Origin of the sequence: Klebsiella sp. RIT-PI-d (genome assembly GCF_001187865.1) — a bacterium.
Taxonomy (GTDB): domain Bacteria; phylum Pseudomonadota; class Gammaproteobacteria; order Enterobacterales; family Enterobacteriaceae; genus Superficieibacter.
Map to the genome: position 1 here is coordinate 742007 of NZ_LGIT01000009.1, position 21514 is coordinate 763520.

Annotated in this window: 26 protein-coding genes; 14 read left to right on the plus strand and 12 right to left on the minus strand. The window is 53.6% G+C overall.

The features are described from left to right. Nucleotides 1–150: 150 nt before the first annotated feature. Nucleotides 151–1071 carry a Kdo(2)-lipid IV(A) acyltransferase gene (locus AC791_RS09980; RefSeq protein WP_049840297.1) on the minus strand — a complete coding sequence of 307 codons (921 nt, stop codon included), beginning with the start codon at nt 1069–1071 and terminating at the stop codon, nt 151–153. A 219-nt stretch (nt 1072–1290) separates the two neighbouring features. Here AC791_RS09980 and AC791_RS09985 point away from each other — a divergent pair, with 219 nt between their 5' ends. Beyond that, nucleotides 1291–2340, plus strand: a complete 1050-nt coding sequence (locus AC791_RS09985; RefSeq protein ID WP_049840298.1) for a rhodanese-related sulfurtransferase — start codon at nt 1291–1293, stop codon at nt 2338–2340. A gap of 37 nt (nt 2341–2377) precedes the next feature. Here AC791_RS09985 and AC791_RS09990 read toward each other — a convergent pair whose 3' ends face one another. The 8 genes from AC791_RS09990 to grxB all read right to left on the minus strand — a co-directional run bounded on the left by AC791_RS09990 (nt 2378) and on the right by grxB (nt 8519). Beyond that, nucleotides 2378–2953 carry a YceI family protein gene (locus tag AC791_RS09990; RefSeq protein WP_049840299.1) on the minus strand — a complete coding sequence of 192 codons (576 nt, stop codon included), beginning with the start codon at nt 2951–2953 and terminating at the stop codon, nt 2378–2380. A gap of 1 nt (nt 2954) precedes the next feature. Next, nucleotides 2955–3521, minus strand: coding sequence for a cytochrome b (locus AC791_RS09995; protein ID WP_049840300.1), 567 nt, complete (start codon nt 3519–3521; stop codon nt 2955–2957). A 370-nt stretch (nt 3522–3891) separates the two neighbouring features. Further along, complete coding sequence (gene solA / locus AC791_RS10000) at nt 3892–5010, minus strand: N-methyl-L-tryptophan oxidase (RefSeq protein WP_049840301.1); 1119 nt, start codon at nt 5008–5010, stop codon at nt 3892–3894. Nucleotides 5011–5135: 125 nt separating this feature from the next. Next, on the minus strand, nt 5136–5390 hold the full coding sequence (bssS, locus tag AC791_RS10005; RefSeq protein WP_049840302.1) for a biofilm formation regulator BssS: 255 nt from the start codon (nt 5388–5390) through the stop codon (nt 5136–5138). Nucleotides 5391–5673: 283 nt separating this feature from the next. After that, nucleotides 5674–5919: a DNA damage-inducible protein I gene (gene dinI / locus AC791_RS10010; protein ID WP_049840303.1), complete on the minus strand. Its 246-nt coding sequence runs from the start codon at nt 5917–5919 to the stop codon at nt 5674–5676. A gap of 70 nt (nt 5920–5989) precedes the next feature. After that, on the minus strand, nt 5990–7036 hold the full coding sequence (gene pyrC, locus AC791_RS10015; protein ID WP_049840304.1) for a dihydroorotase: 1047 nt from the start codon (nt 7034–7036) through the stop codon (nt 5990–5992). A gap of 152 nt (nt 7037–7188) precedes the next feature. Next, nucleotides 7189–7749, minus strand: a complete 561-nt coding sequence (locus AC791_RS10020) for a lipoprotein (RefSeq protein WP_049840305.1) — start codon at nt 7747–7749, stop codon at nt 7189–7191. A 122-nt stretch (nt 7750–7871) separates the two neighbouring features. Then, entirely contained in the window at nt 7872–8519 is a 648-nt protein-coding gene (gene grxB / locus AC791_RS10025) for a glutaredoxin 2 (protein ID WP_049840306.1), read from the minus strand. A 218-nt stretch (nt 8520–8737) separates the two neighbouring features. On the opposite strand from grxB, the gene rimJ reads away from it, so the two are divergent. The 4 genes from rimJ (at nt 8738) to murJ (ending at nt 12549) form a co-directional block, all read left to right on the plus strand. Next, on the plus strand, nt 8738–9322 hold the full coding sequence (gene rimJ, locus AC791_RS10030) for a ribosomal protein S5-alanine N-acetyltransferase (protein ID WP_049840307.1): 585 nt from the start codon (nt 8738–8740) through the stop codon (nt 9320–9322). Nucleotides 9323–9330: 8 nt separating this feature from the next. Further along, entirely contained in the window at nt 9331–9975 is a 645-nt protein-coding gene (locus AC791_RS10035) for a YceH family protein (protein WP_049840308.1), read from the plus strand. Nucleotides 9976–9977: 2 nt separating this feature from the next. Next, on the plus strand, nt 9978–10904 hold the full coding sequence (locus tag AC791_RS10040; protein ID WP_049840309.1) for a Gfo/Idh/MocA family protein: 927 nt from the start codon (nt 9978–9980) through the stop codon (nt 10902–10904). 109 nt (nt 10905–11013) lie between these two features. Next, the gene (gene murJ, locus AC791_RS10045) at nt 11014–12549 is read left to right on the plus strand and encodes a murein biosynthesis integral membrane protein MurJ (protein ID WP_049840310.1); all 1536 of its coding nucleotides are present in this window, start codon (nt 11014–11016) and stop codon (nt 12547–12549) included. A gap of 45 nt (nt 12550–12594) precedes the next feature. Here murJ and flgN read toward each other — a convergent pair whose 3' ends face one another. From flgN to flgA, 3 genes are all read right to left on the minus strand, one after another. After that, nucleotides 12595–13017: a flagella biosynthesis chaperone FlgN gene (gene flgN, locus AC791_RS10050; RefSeq protein ID WP_049840311.1), complete on the minus strand. Its 423-nt coding sequence runs from the start codon at nt 13015–13017 to the stop codon at nt 12595–12597. 4 nt (nt 13018–13021) lie between these two features. Further along, nucleotides 13022–13315 carry a flagellar biosynthesis anti-sigma factor FlgM gene (flgM, locus tag AC791_RS10055; RefSeq protein WP_049840312.1) on the minus strand — a complete coding sequence of 98 codons (294 nt, stop codon included), beginning with the start codon at nt 13313–13315 and terminating at the stop codon, nt 13022–13024. Between the two features lie 205 nt (nt 13316–13520). Then, nucleotides 13521–14180, minus strand: a complete 660-nt coding sequence (gene flgA / locus AC791_RS10060; RefSeq protein ID WP_049840313.1) for a flagellar basal body P-ring formation chaperone FlgA — start codon at nt 14178–14180, stop codon at nt 13521–13523. Between the two features lie 157 nt (nt 14181–14337). Between flgA and flgB the strand changes: the two genes are divergently transcribed. The 9 genes from flgB to flgJ are packed head-to-tail and all read left to right on the plus strand — an operon-like array spanning nt 14338 to nt 21509. After that, the gene (gene flgB, locus AC791_RS10065) at nt 14338–14754 is read left to right on the plus strand and encodes a flagellar basal body rod protein FlgB (protein WP_049840314.1); all 417 of its coding nucleotides are present in this window, start codon (nt 14338–14340) and stop codon (nt 14752–14754) included. A gap of 3 nt (nt 14755–14757) precedes the next feature. After that, entirely contained in the window at nt 14758–15162 is a 405-nt protein-coding gene (flgC, locus tag AC791_RS10070; RefSeq protein WP_049840315.1) for a flagellar basal body rod protein FlgC, read from the plus strand. 11 nt (nt 15163–15173) lie between these two features. Beyond that, a complete protein-coding gene (gene flgD / locus AC791_RS10075; protein WP_049840316.1) occupies nt 15174–15860 on the plus strand; it encodes a flagellar hook assembly protein FlgD in 687 nt (228 codons plus the stop codon). A 13-nt stretch (nt 15861–15873) separates the two neighbouring features. Next, nucleotides 15874–17127, plus strand: a complete 1254-nt coding sequence (gene flgE / locus AC791_RS10080; RefSeq protein ID WP_049840317.1) for a flagellar hook protein FlgE — start codon at nt 15874–15876, stop codon at nt 17125–17127. A 20-nt stretch (nt 17128–17147) separates the two neighbouring features. Beyond that, entirely contained in the window at nt 17148–17903 is a 756-nt protein-coding gene (locus AC791_RS10085) for a flagellar basal body rod protein FlgF (protein ID WP_049840318.1), read from the plus strand. 13 nt (nt 17904–17916) lie between these two features. Further along, nucleotides 17917–18699, plus strand: a complete 783-nt coding sequence (gene flgG / locus AC791_RS10090; RefSeq protein WP_049840319.1) for a flagellar basal-body rod protein FlgG — start codon at nt 17917–17919, stop codon at nt 18697–18699. A 55-nt stretch (nt 18700–18754) separates the two neighbouring features. Continuing rightward, nucleotides 18755–19453, plus strand: a complete 699-nt coding sequence (locus tag AC791_RS10095; RefSeq protein ID WP_049840320.1) for a flagellar basal body L-ring protein FlgH — start codon at nt 18755–18757, stop codon at nt 19451–19453. A gap of 11 nt (nt 19454–19464) precedes the next feature. After that, nucleotides 19465–20559 carry a flagellar basal body P-ring protein FlgI gene (locus AC791_RS10100; RefSeq protein WP_049840321.1) on the plus strand — a complete coding sequence of 365 codons (1095 nt, stop codon included), beginning with the start codon at nt 19465–19467 and terminating at the stop codon, nt 20557–20559. After that, nucleotides 20559–21509: a flagellar assembly peptidoglycan hydrolase FlgJ gene (flgJ, locus tag AC791_RS10105; RefSeq protein ID WP_049840322.1), complete on the plus strand. Its 951-nt coding sequence runs from the start codon at nt 20559–20561 to the stop codon at nt 21507–21509. The genes AC791_RS10100 and flgJ overlap by 1 nt, the downstream gene beginning before the upstream one ends. The last annotated feature ends 5 nt before the right edge of the window (nt 21510–21514 follow it).

Sequence of the window (21514 nt, forward strand, 5' to 3'; positions counted from 1 at the left end):
GAGGCGGGAAATAAATAAACCCATTCACTATGGTGATGTGTGATGTCCGGGGTAACCGCATCTTGCCCGGCCCGTTGATTCTAAAAATTAGACCGTGGGGCACAGCACCGGCCCGGTAACTGAGGATCACCGGGCACGGTGGCCGTTAAATTAATAGCGTGAGGGCATTCCGGCCGGACGCGTTTTAAAACGCCGATGCAGCCACATATACTGCTCGGGGGCCATCATAATGCACTTCTCGACGATCTTATTCATCCAGGCCGCTGTTGTTTCTGCATCATCCAGCGGCGGATTGCACTCAGGCTCAAGCGCGATAAGCTCATAACCTTTGCCATCGGGCTTGCGGCGGGGTACGAAAGGAGCAATACACGCTTTGGACATCCGCGCCAGCATCCAGGTCCCGGAGGTTGAAGCTGCCTGTTCAACGGCAAAGAAAGGCACAAATACGCTGGTACGCGGACCATAATCATGATCCGGCGCGTACCAGAGCACATCGCAGTTTTTAAGCGCGCGGATCATGCCTTTCACGTCTTTACGATCGATCATATCTTTATTTGAACGCATACGACCCCAGGTCTGTAGCCAGTCCAGCACCGGGTTATCGTTAGGGCGATACACGCCAATCCCCGGAAGATGCATGCCAAAAATGCGCGCGCCCATTTCCAGCGTCAGAAAATGGACGCCGATCAGCAAAATGCCGCGCCCCTGAGCAATTTGCTCTTTTATGGCGTCCATTCCGCGCTCTTCCGTCCAGCGTGCCATGCGACGATCTGACCAGAACCAGGCCATACCCGTTTCCAGCAGGCCCATGCCGACGGATTCAAAATTCTTATGAACCATATCATCACGCTGCGCCTGGCTCATTTCCGGAAAACACAGTTCAAGGTTGCGGCGTGCAATTTTGACCCGGCCTTTCATCACGCGCTGTGCCAGATGACCAAGAGCATGTCCGAGGCGGTAAAGTACCGGATAGGGGAGTTGAACGACCAGCCACAATATGCCAATGCCCAGCCAGGTTAACCAGTATCGCGGATGCAGCAGCCCCACATTGAACTTCGGTAAATGCGTCATGTCATTCCTGTGATTAAAATTACAACGTGCGTATTGTCGCATTTTTTTCTCTGTTGCCAACATGCTGTGCGACGAAGTGAGTACTTAAGCAGCGGTTATATATAGTAAGGGTTAAAGATGAAAGAAATGTAGCTAAAAATGTGGGGATGTAAATTAGCAGTTATTGCTATATGATGCCGCCCGTTTAAACCATTCATTCAACTTTGCAGGACGTACACCATGCCAGTGTTACACAACCGCATTTCGAATGAGGAACTCAAAGCGCGGATGTTGGCCGAGACCGAACCGCGCACGACAATCTCATTCTATAAGTATTTTACCATAGCCGATCCGAAAGCCACCCGGGACGCGCTGTATGCTGCCCTGACGACGCTTAACGTCTTTGGCCGGATTTATCTGGCGCATGAAGGTATTAATGCCCAAATTAGCGTGCCGCAAAGCAAAACCGATGCGCTACGGGCGCTGCTGGACAGCGTTGATCCCGCGCTTCAGGGGCTGCGTCTGAATATTGCGCTCGACGATGATGGTAAATCATTCTGGGTACTGCGCATGAAAGTGCGCGAGCGTATCGTGGCTGACGGTATCGACGATGCCAGTTTTGATGCCAGCGATGTTGGCGATTATCTTAAAGCGGCCGATGTGAATGCGATGCTTGACGATCCGGACGCGTTATTTATTGATATGCGCAACCACTATGAATATGAAGTGGGGCATTTTGAGAATGCGCTGGAAATTCCTGCCGACACGTTTCGCGAGCAGTTGCCCAAAGCCGTTGAAATGATGCAGCAGCACAAAGATAAAAAAATTGTGATGTACTGCACCGGAGGCATTCGCTGCGAGAAAGCCAGCGCCTGGATGAAACATAACGGTTTTAGCAAGGTCTGGCATATTGAAGGTGGGATTATCGAGTACGCACGACGCGCGCGTGAACAGGGACTGCCGGTGCGCTTTATCGGTAAAAACTTTGTCTTCGACGAGCGGATGGGCGAGCGAATTTCTGATGATGTGATTGCGCACTGCCATCAGTGCGGCGCGTCATGCGACCTTCATACTAACTGCCTGAATGACGGCTGCCATTTGCTGTTTATCCAGTGCCCGACCTGCGCAGAGAAATACTCTGGCTGTTGTAGTGAAGCCTGCCAGACGGAGCGTGCATTGCCGGAAGAAGAGCAGCGCCAGCTGCGCGCCGGACGTGAAAATGGCAATAAGATTTTTAACAAGTCTCGTGGACGCCTGAATACCCAACTCGGTATTCCCGATCCCGAGTAGAGCAATCAGCCCGGCAGTTAACGTGCCGGGCTAAATATTACTTCTGCTGTACGCCTTCAACCGAAATAATCAGCTCCACATCCTGCGAGGCCGGACCAAGGTCGGTTTTGATATTAAATTCTTTCAGGCTGATTTTCCCTGCTGCTTCGAAACCCGCACGCTTACCGCCCCACGGATCGTCACCCTGGCCGATCATTTTCGCTTTCAGGGTGACCGGTTTTGTTACGCCGTTCAGGGTTAAATTACCGGTCACATCCAGCGCGTCGCCGTTGGCTTTAACTGCGGTAGACGTAAAGGTGGCCTGCGGGAATTTAGCCACATTCAGAAAATCGGCGCTGCGAAGATGCTTATCGCGCTCGGCATGATTGGTATCCACACTGTTAGTATTCAGTGTGACGTTCACTTTATCCGCCGCCGGATTTTTTTCGTCAAAGGTAAAGGTGCCGTCAAAATCGCGGAATGTGCCGTACAGCCAGCTATAGCCAAGGTGCTGAATACGGAAATTGACGAAGGCGTGCTGTCCTTCTTTATCAATCTTATAATCGGCGGCGATGGCAGAACCGGCGGTCAGCAGCAGAGTGCTGAGAAACAATCCTTGCAGGCTTTTTTTCATATTACGCTCCAGAGTCAGGTGACGATGTTCCCAGCATACGGCGCAGGGTATCGTCTTTATCGATGAAATGATGTTTACATGCGGCAAGCGCATGGAGTGCTGAGAGCACGACTACGCTCCAGGCCAGCCACAAATGCAGCGTACCCGCCAGATCGGCCTGGACACCAGCATCGGTCAGCGTCGCAGGCACGTCAAAGAGGCCGAATACGCTGATTGGCTGACCGTCAGCGGTAGAAATAAGATAACCACTGATGATGATGGCAAACAGCAGCAGGTATAGCGCGATATGTGCCAGCACCGCGCTGATGCGGGTAAGTCTTGAGTAATGCCTCAGTGGGGCAGGGGCGGGTGAAACCGTGCGCCAGATCAGGCGAACAACCAGCGTGAGCATCAGCATAATGCCAATACTTTTATGCAGCTCAGGCGCTTTATGATACCAGCCGTCGTAATAGCTGAGTGTGACCATCCACAGACCCAGGGCAAACATGCCATAGACGGCAATGGCCACCAGCCAGTGCAGCGCAATTGAAACAAATCCATAGCGATAAGAACTATTTCGCAGGTTCATACCTGGCATCTCGTAACGAATTAAGTGTGCTTACAATGATGGGCTGACTTGTATATTGCAACATCAAATTAGCATAATTTTATAACTATTTTAACTTAATCAATTATTATGAATTAAAATCAGTTTTTTATTCAGGGTATTCGTTTTTTTAAACCAAAAACGCCTGTTGAGAAGGCTCAGCCGTGAAGGCCATTATTCAAAATTTTACGCGCATTTTTTAACTTTTTTCAGAAAATGTCAGTTTTTGTCAGCATTAGTCGTAATGCTGAATAAAGCGCGGCCAACACTGAGCCTGCTAATTAAATAGCAGCAAAATGGAATGAACATGACCAGAAAATAAGTTGCGGTCGGACGAACCGCAACATCGGGATTAAGCCTGAAAGCGCGCAAGTGAAAATGGGCTTAAGTCAAATTGACTGCGTTCATCCTGCGCAAATTGCACGGCGATTTCACCCAGCGCCGGGGCAAATTTAAAACCGTGGCCGCTCAATCCGGTGATCAGTAATGTCTCAGGATGACCCGGCAGCGTATCGATAATAAAATCCTCATCCGTAGAGTTATCGTAGGTGCAGGCTGCGCCGTAAAGGCAGCCGCCGATGCCGGGAAGGATTTGGCGCAAAAATGAGAATGATTCCGAACCGTCGCTGGCAACCGCGCCGAATGCATGACGCTCCTCTGGCGCATGAATAATCTGCCCGCCGTTATGTTTGCCGATTTTGAGTTCGTTATCTTCTGCCGGGAAACCATAAAACTGATCGCCGTTAGCCAGCTCGCCGGTGAAGGCAGGAAAATGATTTTTAGTACTGTAACGACCGTCAGCCTGATGCCAGGCAAAAATTTTGCGTACCGGCTGCAGCGGCAGCGAGGGCAGCAGTTTTGTCACCCACGTTCCGGCGCTGATCAGGACTTTGCGGGCATGATACTGGCCATCAGCGGTATCAATGGTGATACCAGAATCATGATGGTGAAGGGCAGTGACCGGGCAATTAAACAGTTGCGCGCATCCCGCCTCGCGGGCCAGATTAATCCATGTTTTAATGGCCAGCTCGCTGCGTAATACGCCAGAATTTGCTTCAAAAATGCCGATATAGTTTTCCGGGACGCGGATTTCTGGCCAGCGTGCCATTATCGCCTGAGCATCAAGATGTTCTGTCGCCAGCTGCCACTGTTGTGCGCTGGCCGCAACGTTTGCCAGGAAGGGTGAGTTTGCCGGACCCAGATTAACCACGCCGGTTCGCTCAAAAACCGCCTCACCGCTTTCAGCGGCAAATGTATCCCATAGTGCTTGCGCCCGCAGGACCAGCGGCACGTATTTTTCACCCTCTCCGTAAGCATGACGCATTAAACGCGTATCGCCATGATGGCTGCCTTCAGTATGGGGAGGCAGATGGGCATCGGTCATTAAGACCTTTAGCCCGGCACGCGACGCATAATAGCCCGCGGCGGCTCCAACGGATCCACTGCCAATAATGATCAGATCGTATTGCATGGCGCTCCCACAAAATAATATTAATTAACAACCAGTAGCATACGTATTTTATGATGCGGCGCAAATAAGAAAGGCACCCAGCGGGTGCCTTTGAACTGAACATAAAGCATTAAATTTGCATTGTGTTAATGCCTGCGATACTCATTAATTTGATATTCGCCGGATTCAATTTTAGCAATGCCTGCTTCCAGAATAGAAATAAACTGGCGTGCAACGTCTGTCGTCAGCCACAGTGTCTGACCGATTTCGGCATCCTCTGTTTCAGGCTGGTTGGGGGTCTGGTAATGTAAACGCAGCATCAGCGCATCGTAGCTGTCTACGGTGCTGATGTCCCATCCGACAAGAGGATGGGTCTGGATGACTTCATTATTCTTTTCCATCATGACCCCTTTGTATGCGTTAAAAGACGATAGCTCCTGGGTTCAATGCGTTTTGTTTGAAGCAACTTAAGTATATCAATAAAAAGATAAAAGAGTGCAGAAAATAGGTTTAGCGCAGGATGTTTTTTACTTACCGTGTTTTTTTTGAACAATTAAGCGCGGGCTTATTCTTTAATTTTTAGCAACTCCGGGAATCAATAAGAAACTGACTAAAAAAAGCAGCGGCAAAAAAATAAAAAAAGCCGGGGCGACCCGGCAAACATGCACAATGAGGGAGCAAAAATTAATCGGTAGTGAACCAGTCGTCAGCGCTTTCCCAGGTCTCCTGGAGAATTTCACGGATGCGATCTTTGTCTTCTTTAAGACCACCAAACACGCTGAGGTTATTGGCAGCAGCATAACGTACGCTGACGTTACCGTCACAATCAGGGAAATGAATGAGAACCCGCCGGGACAGCTCGCCCGCGAGAGCGTCCACCGCACCGGGCGGTAAGGATGTGGTTCTGGCGATGGTGACTTCGATACGCATAATTGCCCCCTGTTGAATGCACTGTATATTTATACAGTCTGGCGCAGCGATTTACAACAGGGGCTGACAATTATTTCACTACGGTCCAGCCCACGCGTTCGCCGGCGAGGAAAGGAATGAGGGTATCATCAGTCAGGGCAATCGAATCGACAACCTGACTGTCCTGGCGTACCAGCTCAATAAACGTGTCATTGACCGGCAACTGATAAAAACGCGGTCCGTTCAGGGAGCAAAATGCTTCAAGATGGTCAAGCGCGTTCATCTCATCAAATACTGTGGCATAGCTGGCAAGTGCGGTGGGCGCATTAAAACAGCCTGCGCAACCGCAGCTGGCCTCTTTACGATGACGCGCGTGAGGAGCAGAGTCGGTCCCGAGAAACACACGTTCGAAACCGCTGGCGACCAGCTCTCGCAGCGCCTGCTGGTGAATGTTACGTTTAAGAACAGGCAGACAATAGAGGTGAGGGCGCACGCCACCGACCAGCATATGATTGCGGTTAAACATCAGATGCTGCGGGGTGATAGTGGCCGCCAGCCGCTCATCGCCTTCACGCACGTAATCGGCGGCATCTTTAGTGGTAATGTGCTCAAAGACCACTCTCAGCCCCGGTAAACGCTGGCGCAACGGCACCATAACCGTTTCAATAAATCGTGCTTCACGATCGAAGATATCGATATCCGCCTGGGTCACTTCACCGTGAACCAGCAGCGGCATTCCCAGTTTTTCCATCCGTTCAAGCACCGGCATAATGGCATCAATATGAGAGACGCCGTGGCTTGAGTTCGTGGTGGCATTGGCCGGATAGAGTTTGGCCGCGGTAAAGACGCCTTCAAGGAAACCGCGCTCTATTTCTGCCGGGGAGAGATCGTCAGTCAGGTAGCAGGTCATGAGTGGGGTGAAGGTGTGACCGGCAGGGACGGCGTCGAGAATACGCTGGCGATAGGCTATTGCGGCATCTACCGTGACCACCGGCGGTGCCAGGTTAGGCATGACGATCGCCCTGGCATAGACTTCACTGGTATAAGGTACGACGGTTTTAAGCATCTCACCATCGCGCAGATGGAGATGCCAGTCGTCAGGGCGGCGGATTTTTAATACATGCAGTTGGTCAGTCATTAGAGCGCTCCGGCGGGTGTCAGGACGGTTTTTGCCGGGCACTAAGAATAAGCGTAAACGTTTTCGTTTGCACTCTTTTATTGCTGTGCTTTGTCATGGGCCAGCCCCGATAGCATTGACGTATCGGGCCTGACCGCGGGATTAACACACGATTAATCGGTAAAAGGGATCACAATAACGCCCGGTTTAACGTCTATTCCCTTCGCATATTTCTTCGCCAGCGCTTCCCCCTTGCCGCCATCATCTTTCAGGACGTAGGCTGGCTGGTGATTAAAGTAGTTACGCAGTGATTGATTAAGATAGGGCAATAACGTTTGTACTACCGGCTGCATCTTTTCTGGCTTCACGTCGGCATTGATCACTTCCATTTCCTGGAGGTAGATCGCACCTTGTTCTTTATTAAACGTCGGCAGCGCTTTTAGCTTCAGGGTAATGGTGGCTTTCTGACTGCCAAACAGGGAATTCATATCCAGCAGCGCATCGCCACTAAGGGTAACTTTGTTTGCCTCTTCCCGACCGATAGCGCTGGTGAGATGATTCAGCACAATATGCGCATCTGCAACACCCGGCAGACCAATATCTTTCGAGAAATTATTTCGCTTTTGCAGGGCCTGGTTAATTTCCGACTCGCTTACCGTGTACTGGGTAAGCTGATTGCATCCGGCCATCAGACCGCTGGCAACCAGAGCGGCGGCAACAATAATCTTTTTCATGGGATTCCTCTGCATTATGCCTGCCTTCTATCCTGACACAGGCAGCATCTGCTGTCAGCCCAGAAATTAACAGAGGAAAAGGCTTAAAAATGAGGGCGGACGATTTCCCGTCCGCCTGAAGGTCATGAAGCGATAGATGACAGCAGATTGATTTGTGTCTGTTTCGCCATATTGTCGCGGTAGTCGGCAACCCGGGTTGGCCAGTTGATGCCGGCAACAATCGTCAGATTACGCAGTAGCGGGAACAGGTGGATATCATCTTCCGAAAGTTCACCATTAACCGCGTTAGGCTGCACGATAAGTTTGTCCAGCTCGCGCAAATCGTCGCTGATGTTTTTAATCAGGCCGGCAGAATGGGAAAGATGATCGGCAAAGCTGCCAATCTGTGCTTCTTTCTTCTCCGTGAAGTAACGACGCGCTTCTGGCGTGGAAAACTCATCAAACGGTGATTTCGCAAAACGCGGGATCAGTAGCCGATTAACGTAGCCGTTCACTTTGCGCAGCCACTCTTCAATTGCCGCATTACGGCTGCCCGTCAGCAGCGGCTTACGATCAACGCCATCTACATAGTGAACGATATCGAGGCTTTCAGGCAGATAACGACTGTCATCTTTTTGCAGGATCGGAGCCATCTTCTGGCCAATCATTCTGACTGGCGTTTCCTCATCATCGCTAAGCAGAGTAATTAACTCAACCGGGATATTTTTGAGGCCGAAGATCATTCGGGCTTTTACACAGTAAGGGCAGTGGTCATAAATATAAAGCTTCACGTTTCTCCTCCAGGTATTGCCATCCAGACCTTTAGTATGGAAGAGAAACAGTGGCTTATCAAATTAGCCCGTGACGAGGCGCTATTATTACCGGCCGCGATGTTTTTTTCATCAAACAGGGATATGGCGCAGAAAATGCCAGGTTGTTGTTTTCACTAAGGGGCTGAGGGCAGGTATAGTGAAGCGACCGGGGCAAGATGTATGTACAGGAGTAAGGAATGTTTGGCTATCGCAGCAATGTGCCTAAAGTCCATCTGAAGACGGACCGGCTGGTTGTACGCCTGGTTCATGACCGCGATGCCTGGCGGCTGGCGGATTATTACGCAGAAAATCGACAGTTTTTGAAACCCTGGGAGCCTGTGCGCGACGACAGCCACTGCTATCCGTCAGGCTGGCAGGCCCGCCTCGGCATGATCAACGAATTTCATAAACAAGGTTCAGCCTTCTATTTCGCGCTGCTCGATCCGCAAGAGAAAGAAATCATCGGCATCGCTAACTTTTCCAACGTCGTGCGCGGCTCGTTTCATGCCTGTTATCTGGGCTATTCCATTGCCCAGAAATGGCAGGGGCAGGGGCTGATGTTTGAAGCCCTGACTGCCGCCATTCGCTACATGCAGCGGACCCAGCATATTCATCGCATTATGGCGAATTACATGCCGCATAATCAGCGCAGCGGTGGCCTGCTGGCGCGGCTGGGTTTTGAAAAAGAAGGGTACGCAAAAGACTACTTATTAATTAATGGCGAGTGGCGCGATCACGTTCTGACGGCACTGACTACGCCACAATGGACCGCCGGTCGCTAAGGAAAAATATGAAATATCAATTAACGCCCCAGGAAGCGCGGGTCATTGGTTGCCTGCTGGAAAAGCAGGTCACTACCCCGGAACAGTATCCTTTATCGCTGAATGCCGTGGTGACTGCCTGTAATCAAAAGACCAACCGCGAACCGGTGATGTCGCTGAGTGAACACGACGTTCAGGAGATTCTGGATGCGCTGGTGAAGCGGCATTATTTACGTACCGTTAGCGGGTTTGGCAATCGGGTCATCAAATACGAGCAGCGGTTTTGTAACTCAGAATTCGGCGATTTAAAACTGACTCCGGCGGAAGTAGCGCTGGTTGCCACGCTGCTGCTGCGCGGCGCGCAGACGCCGGGAGAGTTACGCACTCGCGCTCAGCGCATGCACGAGTTTAGCGACATGAATGAAACCGAGACCGCGCTGGAAACACTTGCCAGCCGCGAAGACGGGCCATTTGTAGTGCGTCTGGCACGCGAGCCGGGGCGGCGGGAAAGCCGCTTCATGCACCTGTTTAGCGGCGAAGGGAATGCAGACATTACTGCACCTGATACCGTGTCGTCGACCGACGACCTGAGCGCACGCGTTGAGGCGCTGGAAGGCGAGGTCGCAGAACTGAAGCAGCGCCTGTCATCGCTGCTGGCACACCTGGGGGAATAACCGTGAGCAAATCATTACGTATTGGCATCGTCGGGCTGGGTGGGATCGCGCAAAAAGCCTGGCTGCCGGTATTAAGTGTCGCCAGCGAGTGGACGCTGCAGGCGGCGTGGTCACCCAATACTGAGAAAGCGCAGCGGATCTGCGAGCATTATCGGCTGCCGTGTGCCGACTCGCTCATGCATCTGGCCGCTCAGTGCGATGCGGTATTTGTTCACACCTCAACAGCATCGCACTATGCCGTGGTCAGCGAACTGCTGAATGCAGGCGTTCACGTTTGTGTTGATAAACCGCTGGCGGATAATCTTGACGACGCTATGCGGCTTATTGCGCTGGCAGAGCGTAAACATTTAACCCTGATGGTCGGTTTTAACCGACGCTTCTCGCCGCTCTACCAGGAGCTGAAAGAGAGTATGGGAGCGGCATTTTCACTGCGTATGGATAAACATCGCAGTAACAGCGTCGGTCCGCATGATGTGCGCTTTACCCTGCTGGATGATTATCTGCACGTTGTGGACACTGCCCTGTGGCTGGCGGGTGGTGAGCCCTCGCTGACCGGCGGCGTGATAGAGACCACGGCGCAGGGCCAAATGCTCTATGCCGAACATCACTTTAGCCAGCGTCAGTTGCAGATCACCACCAGTATGCACCGGCGAGCGGGCAGCCAGCGTGAATCGATCCAGGCGGTTACTGACGGCGCGCTGCTGGACATTACCGACATGCGCGAATGGCGTGAAGAGCGGGGCGCAGGCGTGGTCACGCGCGCCATTCCCGGCTGGCAGAGCACGCTTGAACAGCGAGGCTTTGTCGGCTGCGCGCACCATTTTATCCAGTGCGTAAAAAATCAGACTGTTCCGCAAACGGCGGGCGAGCAGGCGATTCTGGCGCAAACGCTGATCGAAAAGTTGTGGCGTGAGCAGGCGCAGGGATAACTGGCTGTAACATCTGGCAGTAGTAATTCATTGCAATCGGGGTAGACTACTCGCCTTTTCCAGCGCCTGCATTGCAGGCGTTTTGCTCTGTGTTGTGGAAAACACATTAATGAACCTATTAAAATCGCTGGCCGCTGTCAGCTCTATGACTATGTTTTCTCGCGTGCTGGGATTTGCCCGCGATGCTATCGTGGCGCGCGTTTTTGGTGCAGGCATGGCAACGGATGCTTTTTTTGTGGCGTTTAAACTGCCCAACTTGCTGCGGCGTATTTTCGCCGAAGGCGCATTCTCCCAGGCGTTTGTGCCGATCCTTGCCGAGTATAAAAGCAAGCAGGGCGAAGAGGCTACGCGGATTTTTGTCTCCTACGTTTCGGGGATGTTGACGCTGGCGCTGACGGTTGTCACGGTTCTTGGGATGCTGGCCGCGCCCTGGGTAATTACCATTACCGCTCCTGGTTTTGCCGACACGGCTGACAAATTCCAGCTGACCACGCAGCTGCTAAAAATTACTTTCCCCTATATTTTGCTGATTTCACTGGCCTCGCTGGTGGGCGCAATCTTAAACACCTGGAATCGTTTTTCCGTCCCGGCATTCGCCCCCACGTTCCTGAACGTTAGCATGATAGGCTTTGCGCTGTTTGCGGCACCCTATTTTCATCCGCCGGTGCTGGCGCTGGCATGGGCGGTAACGGTTGGGGGGGTACTGCAACTGTTCTATCAGTTACCGCACCTGAAGAAAATTGGCATGTTAGTCCTGCCGCGCATTAATTTTAAAGATGCCGGCTCTATTCGGGTGCTCAAGCAGATGGGGCCGGCGATCCTCGGGGTCTCCGTTAGCCAAATCTCGCTTATCATCAACACTATTTTCGCCTCGTTTCTGGTCTCCGGTTCCGTTTCCTGGATGTATTACGCCGACCGGCTGATGGAGTTTCCATCCGGCGTGCTGGGCGTGGCGCTGGGGACTATTCTGCTGCCATCACTGTCCAAAAGTTTTGCCAGCGGCAATCATGATGAATATAACCGCCTGATGGACTGGGGGCTGCGGCTGTGCTTTCTGCTGGCGCTGCCGAGCGCGGTGGCACTGGGGATTTTAGCGAAACCGCTGACCGTATCCCTGTTTCAGTACGGAAAATTCACCGCCTTCGACGCCGCGATGACGCAGCGCGCGCTGGTTGCCTATTCCGTCGGTTTGATGGGGCTGATAGTGGTAAAAGTGCTGGCACCGGGTTTCTATTCTCGTCAGGACATTAAGACGCCGGTTAAAATTGCCATCGTGACGCTGATCATTACCCAGGTCATGAACCTGGCGTTTATTGGCCCGTTAAAACATGCCGGATTATCACTGTCTATTGGGCTGGCAGCCTGCCTGAATGCCGGACTACTGTACTGGCAGTTACGCAGACAAAAAATATTTGCGCCGCAGCCGGGCTGGGGCCGTTTTCTGCTGCGTCTGATGATTGCCGTGGTGATCATGGCTGCGGTGCTGACTGGCGTGATGTACCTGATGCCCGAATGGTCACAGGGTGACATGCCGATGCGTATTCTTCGTTTGATGGGCGTAGTGGCTACCGGCGCGGTGGCTTATTTTGCGACGCTTGCGCTACTGGGTTTTAAAGTGAAAGAGTTTGCACGCCGGACGGTGTAAGAAAACGGGGGAGTGGCCTGGATGGCCGCTCCCTGCATAAAATCATCAGATAGAGAATTTTTTACCGCCGCGACTGGCGGATGATGCCTGCCCATCAGCACCGTACAGGCCGGGTTCCTGATGAGGTTTCAACACCTGTAACGCCTGCTGATTATGGGCGATCTGGCCTTCGAGCAGCCAGCCGTTGTGCTGATTCAACTCCCGCAGCTGCACGGTTTTTTCAGTAATGTTGTGCCAGCGTTGTGCAACGTCATCGTTAGCGCTGCGCTGTGTATCCTGCTCAAGGCGACGCTGGCTTTCAAGGTAATCGAGCGTCGCCAGCAGCGAACTTTTTTGCTCGGTAATCCGTTGCAACGCGCTGCCGTTGACGCTGCCAACGGAAAGCTGCTGCTGTTCGGCATCCATAACGTCTTTGAGTACGTTAAGGGTGTCGGTCATTTGGTCCAGTATCTCTGGCAGACGACTCATACGATTATTTACTCTGCAAATCACTCTGTGCTTCACGAATTAACGCGTCGGCGATTTTACCGGTATCCATCTTCAGTTCGCCATTCCGAATTGCTGTCTTCAACGCTTCGACCCGTTCAACGTTGATGTCATCTTTGCCCGCCTGGGTGAGTTTTGCCTGGGCATCGCTCAGGGTGACGCTGGTGCTGTTCACGCTGGTGGATTTCTCCGCACGTGCTTTCGCCGCAGTCATATCGCTGGCTTCGCGGGGCTGAACAGTGTTCACTGGCTTCAGGGATGATGTACGATCAATGCTCATTCTGCTGTCCTCATCGAGGTTAGGGTGCTGCTACTGTCTATCATCAATTGTTAGCTAAGTATCGGCAGACGCCGCTATTTCTTTAAAACATTATCTGCATGATGATAAAGACGCCGTATGTCATCGGGGCAACCGCCGGGCTGTGCCTCTTTTCGAGTGCCTGACGTCGCGTTTTCCCGGATAACAGGGTGTACCATCTCTTTAACTACAGGTTAATCAGAACATTCCCGTCCGCACTGACCACGCCGCTCACCACCTGGCCGGATGACATGCGTACCCGGGCATTCTGCGCAATGGCGGCATTATTCAGCGCCTGACCTTCGCTGTTCACGCTAAAACCGTCTCCGCTGGCAATCACCTGAACGCGCTGTCCGGCTTTTACCCGCCACGACTGGCGCAGCATGAATTGCTGGATCGGTTGTCCGACGGCAACATCACGCAGGACAACTGCGTCCTGAACCTGTTGCGTTTCCAGCAGCGTGCGCGGCGGCAACTGATCGAGACGCCCGCGCTTAAGCGTGACGCTTGTGGGCGAAAGCGTCGTACCGCGCGCCAGCGGTGCGGCGGCAACCACATAGTTTCCGCTGGCCTGAACCATTACCTGGATATACCGTTTTTCACTGCCGCACTGCGCCAGTACGTTGACGTTACCCCACAGTCTGGCGTTGCCCTGGACACTTAGCGCGGGCTGTTCGCACTGCGGTAATAGCGTGCTCGCCGTTTTAACCTTAACTACCACCTCATCGCTGAATCCCGCCAGCCGCTGGGCGAAAAAAGCCGAAAGTTGAGCAGTAAGATCTTGCGCCAGTGCCGGGGGGCACAGCGTAATGAGAACGGCAGCAACGGTGCCTTTTAGGGCGGACATGGCAAACTCCAGCCGATTCAGGAATGCGAGGATTTTACCTGTTGTCGCTTTCTATCAACGCAACAAATAGCGACGCATTATGCGTTTATTCCGTCGATAACGCGCGCGTAAGGGGAATTAAGCTACTGGCTGAAATTTTGCCATCAGCGGAGGAGATATGCTCGATAGACTCGACGCCGCGTTACGCTTCCAGCAGGAAGCGCTGAACTTACGCGCGCAGCGCCAGGAAGTGCTGGCTGCCAACATTGCCAATGCGGATACCCCCGGGTATCAGGCGCGCGATCTGGATTTTGCCGGTGAATTGAACAAAGTTATGGAACGTGGACGCGCTGAAGGCTCGGGGATGCAGCTGGCGGTAACATCTGCCCGCCATATCCCTGCCCAGACCGCTTCGGCACCGTCTCTTGATTTGATGTACCGCATTCCCGATCAGCCTTCGCTGGATGGCAACACCGTTGATATGGACCGGGAGCGAACCCAGTTTGCCGACAACAGCCTGAAATATCAGACCGGGCTGACGGTGCTCGGCGGACAAATCAAAAGCATGATGAGCGTGCTGCAACAAGGGAACTAATCCATGGCGTTACTCAATATTTTCGACGTTGCCGGATCCGCGCTTACCGCGCAGTCGCAGCGTCTTAACGTGGCGGCCAGTAACCTGGCAAACGCCGACAGCGTTACCGGTCCGGACGGCGAGCCTTATCGCGCGAAGCAGGTTGTGTTTCAGGTCGATGCGCCTGCGGGTGCGGCGACCGGCGGGGTTAAAGTCGCCAGCGTCATTGAAAGCCAGGCAGAGGATAAGCTGGTGTATGAGCCGGGCAATCCGCTGGCTAATGCCCAGGGCTATGTTCGGATGCCAAACGTGGACGTCGTCGGTGAGATGGTCAACACCATGTCTGCCTCCCGCAGCTATCAGGCCAACGTTGAAGTGCTCAATACCGTAAAAAGCATGATGCTGAAAACCCTGACGCTCGGACAATAAAGGAAAGGCCCATGTCTATCGCTGTAAATTTAAACGACCCAACCAACACTGGCGTCAGTGCAACCAGCACCAAAACCAGCACCGGCGCGGCCAGCGGTAATAGCGCCGCCGACCTGCAAAGCAGCTTTTTAACGCTGCTGGTTGCGCAGTTAAAAAATCAGGACCCGACCAATCCGATGGAAAATAACGAGCTGACCACCCAGCTCGCGCAGATCAATACCGTTAGCGGAATTGAAAAGCTGAATACCACCCTCGGGTCAATTTCCGGACAGATCAACAACAATCAGTCTTTACAGGCCACATCGCTTATCGATCGCGGCGTGATGATCCCGGGGACCAGCGTGCTGGCGGGGAAAAGCACCACCACACCGTTTGGCGTGGAACTGCAACAGGCGGCGGATAAAGTGACTGCCACCGTTACCGATAAGAGCGGCAAAGTTATCCGTACGATGGATATTGGCGCATTAACCGCAGGCGTGCATACCTTTAGCTGGGATGGCCTTACGACAGAAGGCACGGCGGCACCGGACGGTGCGTATAACGTGAGTATTGCAGCCAGCAATGGCAGCACCCAACTGGTGGCGCAGCCTTTGCAATTCGCACTGGTTCAGGGCGTGACGCGCGGCAGCAACGGCAGCCTGCTTGACCTGGGAACCTACGGCACGACCACACTCGATGAAGTTCGGCAGATTATTTAATCAGGAGTAAGTTATGGCCTTTTCTCAAGCGGTTAGCGGCCTGAACGCTGCAGCCTCTAACCTCGACGTTATTGGTAACAACATTGCCAACTCCGCCACCTACGGCTTTAAGTCGAGCACGGCATCGTTTGCCGATATGTTCGCCGGTTCTAAAGTCGGTCTGGGCGTAAAAGTGGCAGGCATCACCCAGGATTTTAACGACGGTACCACCACCAATACGGGCCGTGGGCTGGATGTGGCGATCAGCCAGAACGGTTTTTTCCGCATGGTGGATACCAACGGTTCTGTTTACTACAGCCGTAACGGGCAGTTCAAACTGGATGAAAACCGTAATCTGGTCAACATGCAGGGGCTTCAGTTAACGGGCTATCCGGCAACCGGCACGCCGCCAACGGTGCAGCAGGGCGCCAACCCGACCGGGATCTCAATTCCAAACACGCTGATGTCGGCTAAAACCACGACCACCGCGGCGATCCAGATCAACCTGAACTCTTCGGATGCCGTACCGGCAAAAACCACCTTTAACGTCAGCGATGCGGATACCTACAACAAGAAATCCGCCATTACCGTATTTGATACCCAGGGTAACGCTCACGACGTTAACGTCTATTACGTAAAAACGGCAAACAACAAATGGGATGTGTGGACTCAGGACTCCAGCGTTGCTAACGCGCCGGTCAACAAAGCCGCACAGATGAGCTTCGATAACAACGGTCAACTGGACGGCGTGTTTAACTACAATGCCGCGGGTGTTCTGAGCACCGATGCTAACCCGCAGCCGCAAATCAACGTTGAGACGGGTGCCATGAACGGCGCAACGCCTGCGACCTTTGCCCTCAGCTTCTTTAATTCCATGCAGCAGAATACCGGCGCGAACAACGTGGTGGCCAGCTCGCAAAATGGTTACAAGCCGGGCGATCTGGTGAGCTATCAGATCAACGATGACGGTACCGTTGTCGGCAACTATTCCAACGAACAGTCGCAGGTTCTCGGGCAGATCGTGCTGGCAAACTTCGCTAACAACGAAGGCCTGGCCTCCCAGGGCGATAACATTTGGGCAGCAACCCAGGCATCTGGCGTGGCGCTGCTGGGTACGGCTAACAGCGGTAACTTCGGCACCCTGACCAACGGCGCGCTGGAAGCATCGAACGTCGATCTGAGTAAAGAACTGGTGAATATGATTGTCGCGCAGCGTAACTATCAGTCCAACGCGCAGACCATCAAAACCCAGGATCAGATCCTCAACACGCTGGTTAACCTGCGCTAAGCGCCTGACGGGATAGCTTAATGGATCACGCAATATACACCGCGATGGGTGCGGCCAGTCAGACCATGAATCAGCAGGCGGTCACGGCCAGCAACCTCGCGAATGCTTCCACGCCGGGTTTTCGCGCCCAGCTTAATGCCCTGCGTGCGGTGCCGGTGACCGGCTTGTCGCTCGATACCCGTACGCTGGTTACGGAATCCACGCCGGGTGCAGATATGACGCCGGGTCAGATGGATTACACCTCGCGTCCGCTGGATGTGGCGGTGCAGGAAGAAGGCTGGTTGACAGTGCAAACCGCCGACGGCGGCGAAGGATATACGCGCAACGGTAATATTCAGGTTAGCCCGACCGGACAGTTGACCATTCAGGGGCATCCGGTGATCGGTGAAGCCGGTCCCCTGGTGGTGCCGGAAGGCGCTGAAATTACCATTGCCGCTGACGGGACACTGTCGGCGCTTAACCCTGGCGATCCGGCCAATACTATCGCGCCGGTCGGCAAACTGAAGCTGGTTAAAGCCGACGGCGTTGACGTGCAGCGTGGCGATGACGGCATGTTCCGTCTGACTCAGGTGGCGCAGGAAACGCGCGGTGCCACGCTTCAGGCCGATGCCAGTATCCGCGTGATGTCCGGCGTACTGGAAGGCAGTAACGTGAAACCGGTGGCGGCGATGACCGATATGATCGCCAGCGCCCGTCGTTTTGAAATGCAGATGAAGGTTATCAGCAGCGTGGATGAGAACGCGCAGCGGGCTAACCAGTTGCTGTCAATGAGCTAATAGCAGGATATCTATGAACAGTTCTTTATGGATCGCAAAAACCGGCCTCGACGCACAGCAGACCAACATGGACGTGATCGCCAACAACTTGGCCAACGTCAGCACTAACGGCTTTAAGCGTCAGCGCGCAGTTTTTGAGGATTTGCTGTACCAGACCATTCGTCAGCCCGGCGCGCAGTCTTCGGAGCAAACTACGCTGCCCTCCGGTTTACAAATCGGTACTGGCGTACGTCCGGTAGCCACCGAGCGTTTGCACAGCCAGGGCAACCTGTCGCAGACTGACAATACCAAAGATGTGGCGATCAAAGGCCAGGGCTTTTTCCAGGTGATGCTGCCGGACGGCACCTCGGCGTATACCCGCGACGGATCTTTTCAGGTCGATCAGAATGGTCAGCTGGTGACGGCGGGCGGTTTCCAGGTTCAGCCTGCGATCACCATCCCGGCTAATACGCTGAGCATTACCATTGGTCGCGATGGCGTTGTCAGCGTTACGCAGCAGGGTCAGGCTGCGCCAGTGCAGGTGGGGCAGCTTAACCTGACCACCTTTATGAACGATAGCGGGCTGGAAAGTATGGGTGAGAATCTGTACGCCGAGACGCAATCCTCAGGCACGCCGAATGAAAGCACGCCAGGGCTGAATGGCGCGGGGCTGCTGTATCAGGGCTATGTTGAAACCTCTAACGTCAACGTGGCGGAAGAGCTGGTCAGCATGATCCAGGTTCAGCGCGCCTATGAAATCAACAGTAAGGCCGTGTCAACGACCGACCAGATGCTGCAAAAACTGACGCAACTCTAAGATGCGGCCGGGGTGAGATTGTCATGCCGGCGCTCTGATTTTAAAGATGAAAGCAATGCAAAAATACGCGGCGTACCATTACTCACTTCTGGCGTTTCTGGTGATGTCTATGACCGGATGTGCTCTGATCCCTTCGACACCGCTGGTGCAGGGCGCGACATCGGCGCAGCCGGTGCCCGGACCGTTACCTATTGCCAATGGTTCTATTTTTCAGTCGGCGCAGCCGGTGAACTACGGCTATCAGCCGCTTTTCGAAGATCGTCGTCCGCGTAACATCGGCGATACGCTGACCATCGTGCTTCAGGAAAACGTCAGCGCGAGCAAAAGCTCGTCGGCTAATGCCAGCCGCGATGGCAAAACCAACTTCGGCTTCGGCACCACGCCGCGCTATCTGGAAGGCCTGTTTGGTAACGGCCGGGCAGATGTTGAAAGCGCCGGCGGCAATACCTTCAATGGTAAAGGCGGTGCCAATGCCAGCAATACCTTTAGCGGTACGCTGACGGTGACGGTTGATCAGGTTCTGGTCAACGGCAATTTACATGTGGTGGGTGAAAAACAGATTGCCATTAACCAGGGCACTGAGTTCATCCGCTTCTCCGGGGTCGTCAATCCACGAACCATTAGCGGCAGCAACTCTGTTTCCTCTACCCAGGTGGCGGACGCGCGTATTGAGTATGTCGGCAACGGCTATATCAACGAAGCGCAGAATATGGGCTGGCTCCAGCGTTTCTTCCTTAATTTATCGCCGATGTAAGCGAGGTGACTATGTTTAAATCCCTGATCGGTATTGCGCTGATCCTGATGGCAGGTGCGGGACAGGCGGAACGTATTCGTGACCTCACCAGCGTGCAGGGCGTACGCGATAACTCCCTGATTGGCTACGGGCTGGTGGTCGGGCTTGACGGAACGGGCGACCAGACGACGCAAACGCCGTTTACTACTCAAAGCCTGAATAACATGTTATCCCAGATGGGCATTACGGTGCCTGCGGGCACCAACATGCAGCTTAAAAACGTGGCGGCGGTCATGGTTACGGCGAAATATCCGCCGTTTGGCCGTCAGGGACAGGCGATTGACATCGTTGTCTCTTCTATGGGCAACGCCAAAAGCCTGCGCGGCGGTACGCTGCTGATGACCCCGATGAAAGGTGTCGATAATCAGGTTTACGCTCTGGCTCAGGGTAACATTCTGGTTGGCGGCGCAGGCGCATCAGCCGGCGGCAGCAGTGTACAGGTTAACCAGCTCAACGGTGGCCGTATCACCGGTGGCGCGGTAATTGAGCGCGAAATAGCCACCCAGTTTGGCTCCAGTAATACGATTAACCTCCAGCTTAACCAGGACGATTTCACCCTGGCACAGCAGGTGGCGGATACCATCAACCGTAATGGCGGCTATGGGGCCACCGCCCTCGATGCGCGCACCGTACAGGTACGCGTCCCGGCGAACAATAGCTCGCAGGTGCGTGCGCTGGCAGACATTCAGAACATGAACGTGAATGTGACTCCTCAGGATGCCAAAGTGATCATCAATTCCCGTACCGGTTCGGTGGTGATGAACCGGGAGGTGACGCTGGATAGCTGTGCTGTGGCACAGGGTAATCTGTCGGTGACGGTCAACCGTCAGGCTAATGTGAGTCAACCGGATACGCCGTTTGGCGGCGGTCAAACCGTGGTCACGCCGCAAACGCAAATCGATCTGCGCCAGAGCGGAGGCTCGCTGCAAAGTGTGAATGCCAGTGCCAACCTGAACAGCGTTATTCGCGGCCTGAATGTGCTGGGAGCCACGCCAATGGAACTGATGTCCATTCTTCAGTCGATGCAAAGTGCAGGCTGCCTGCGGGCGAAAGTGGAAATCATTTAATGCTGAGCGATAGCAAACTGCTGGCCAGCGCCGCGTGGGACGCGCAATCGCTGAATGAGCTTAAAAATAAAACCGGTCAGGATCCGCAGGCTAACCTGCGGCCGGTTGCGCGTCAGGTGGAAGGTATGTTTGTGCAGATGATGCTCAAAAGTATGCGTGATGCGCTGCCGAAAGAGGGATTGTTCGGCAGCGATCAAACCCGGCTGTATACCAGTATGTACGATCAGCAAATCGCGCAGCAGATGACGGCCGGAAAGGGGCTGGGGCTGGCCGATATGATGGTCAAACAAATGGCAGCCGGACAGTCTGAACCGTCAGAGCAAATCCCGCAGACGCCCATGGTTTTTGACCTTGAAACGGTCACCCGCTATCAAAATCAAACGCTGAAGCAGATGGTCAGCAAGGCATTGCCAAAAGCGCCCGACACCAGCGACACCGCGCTTTCCGGCGACAGTAAAGATTTTCTTGCCCAGCTTTCATTACCGGCAAGGCTTGCCAGTGAGCAAAGCGGTATTCCGCATCACCTGATCCTGGCGCAGGCGGCGCTGGAGTCTGGATGGGGACAGCGGCAGATTAAGCGTGAAAACGGTGAGCCAAGCTTTAATCTGTTTGGGGTTAAAGCGTCATCCAGCTGGAAAGGAGCGGTAACGGAAATTACCACCACCGAATTCGAAAATGGCGAAGCGAAGAAAGTGAAAGCCAAATTCCGCGTATATGGCTCTTATCTGGAGGCGCTCTCCGATTATGTCGGGCTGCTGACCCGTAACCCGCGTTACGCGGCTGTTACCACCGCGTCTTCCGCCGAGCAGGGCGCACAGGCATTGCAGAATGCCGGTTACGCCACCGATCCGGCCTACGCCCGTAAGTTGACCAGCATGATCCAGCAGTTAAAAGGGATGAGCGAAAAGGTCAGTAAAGCCTACGGCAGCGATCTCGAAAATCTGTTCTGAAATTT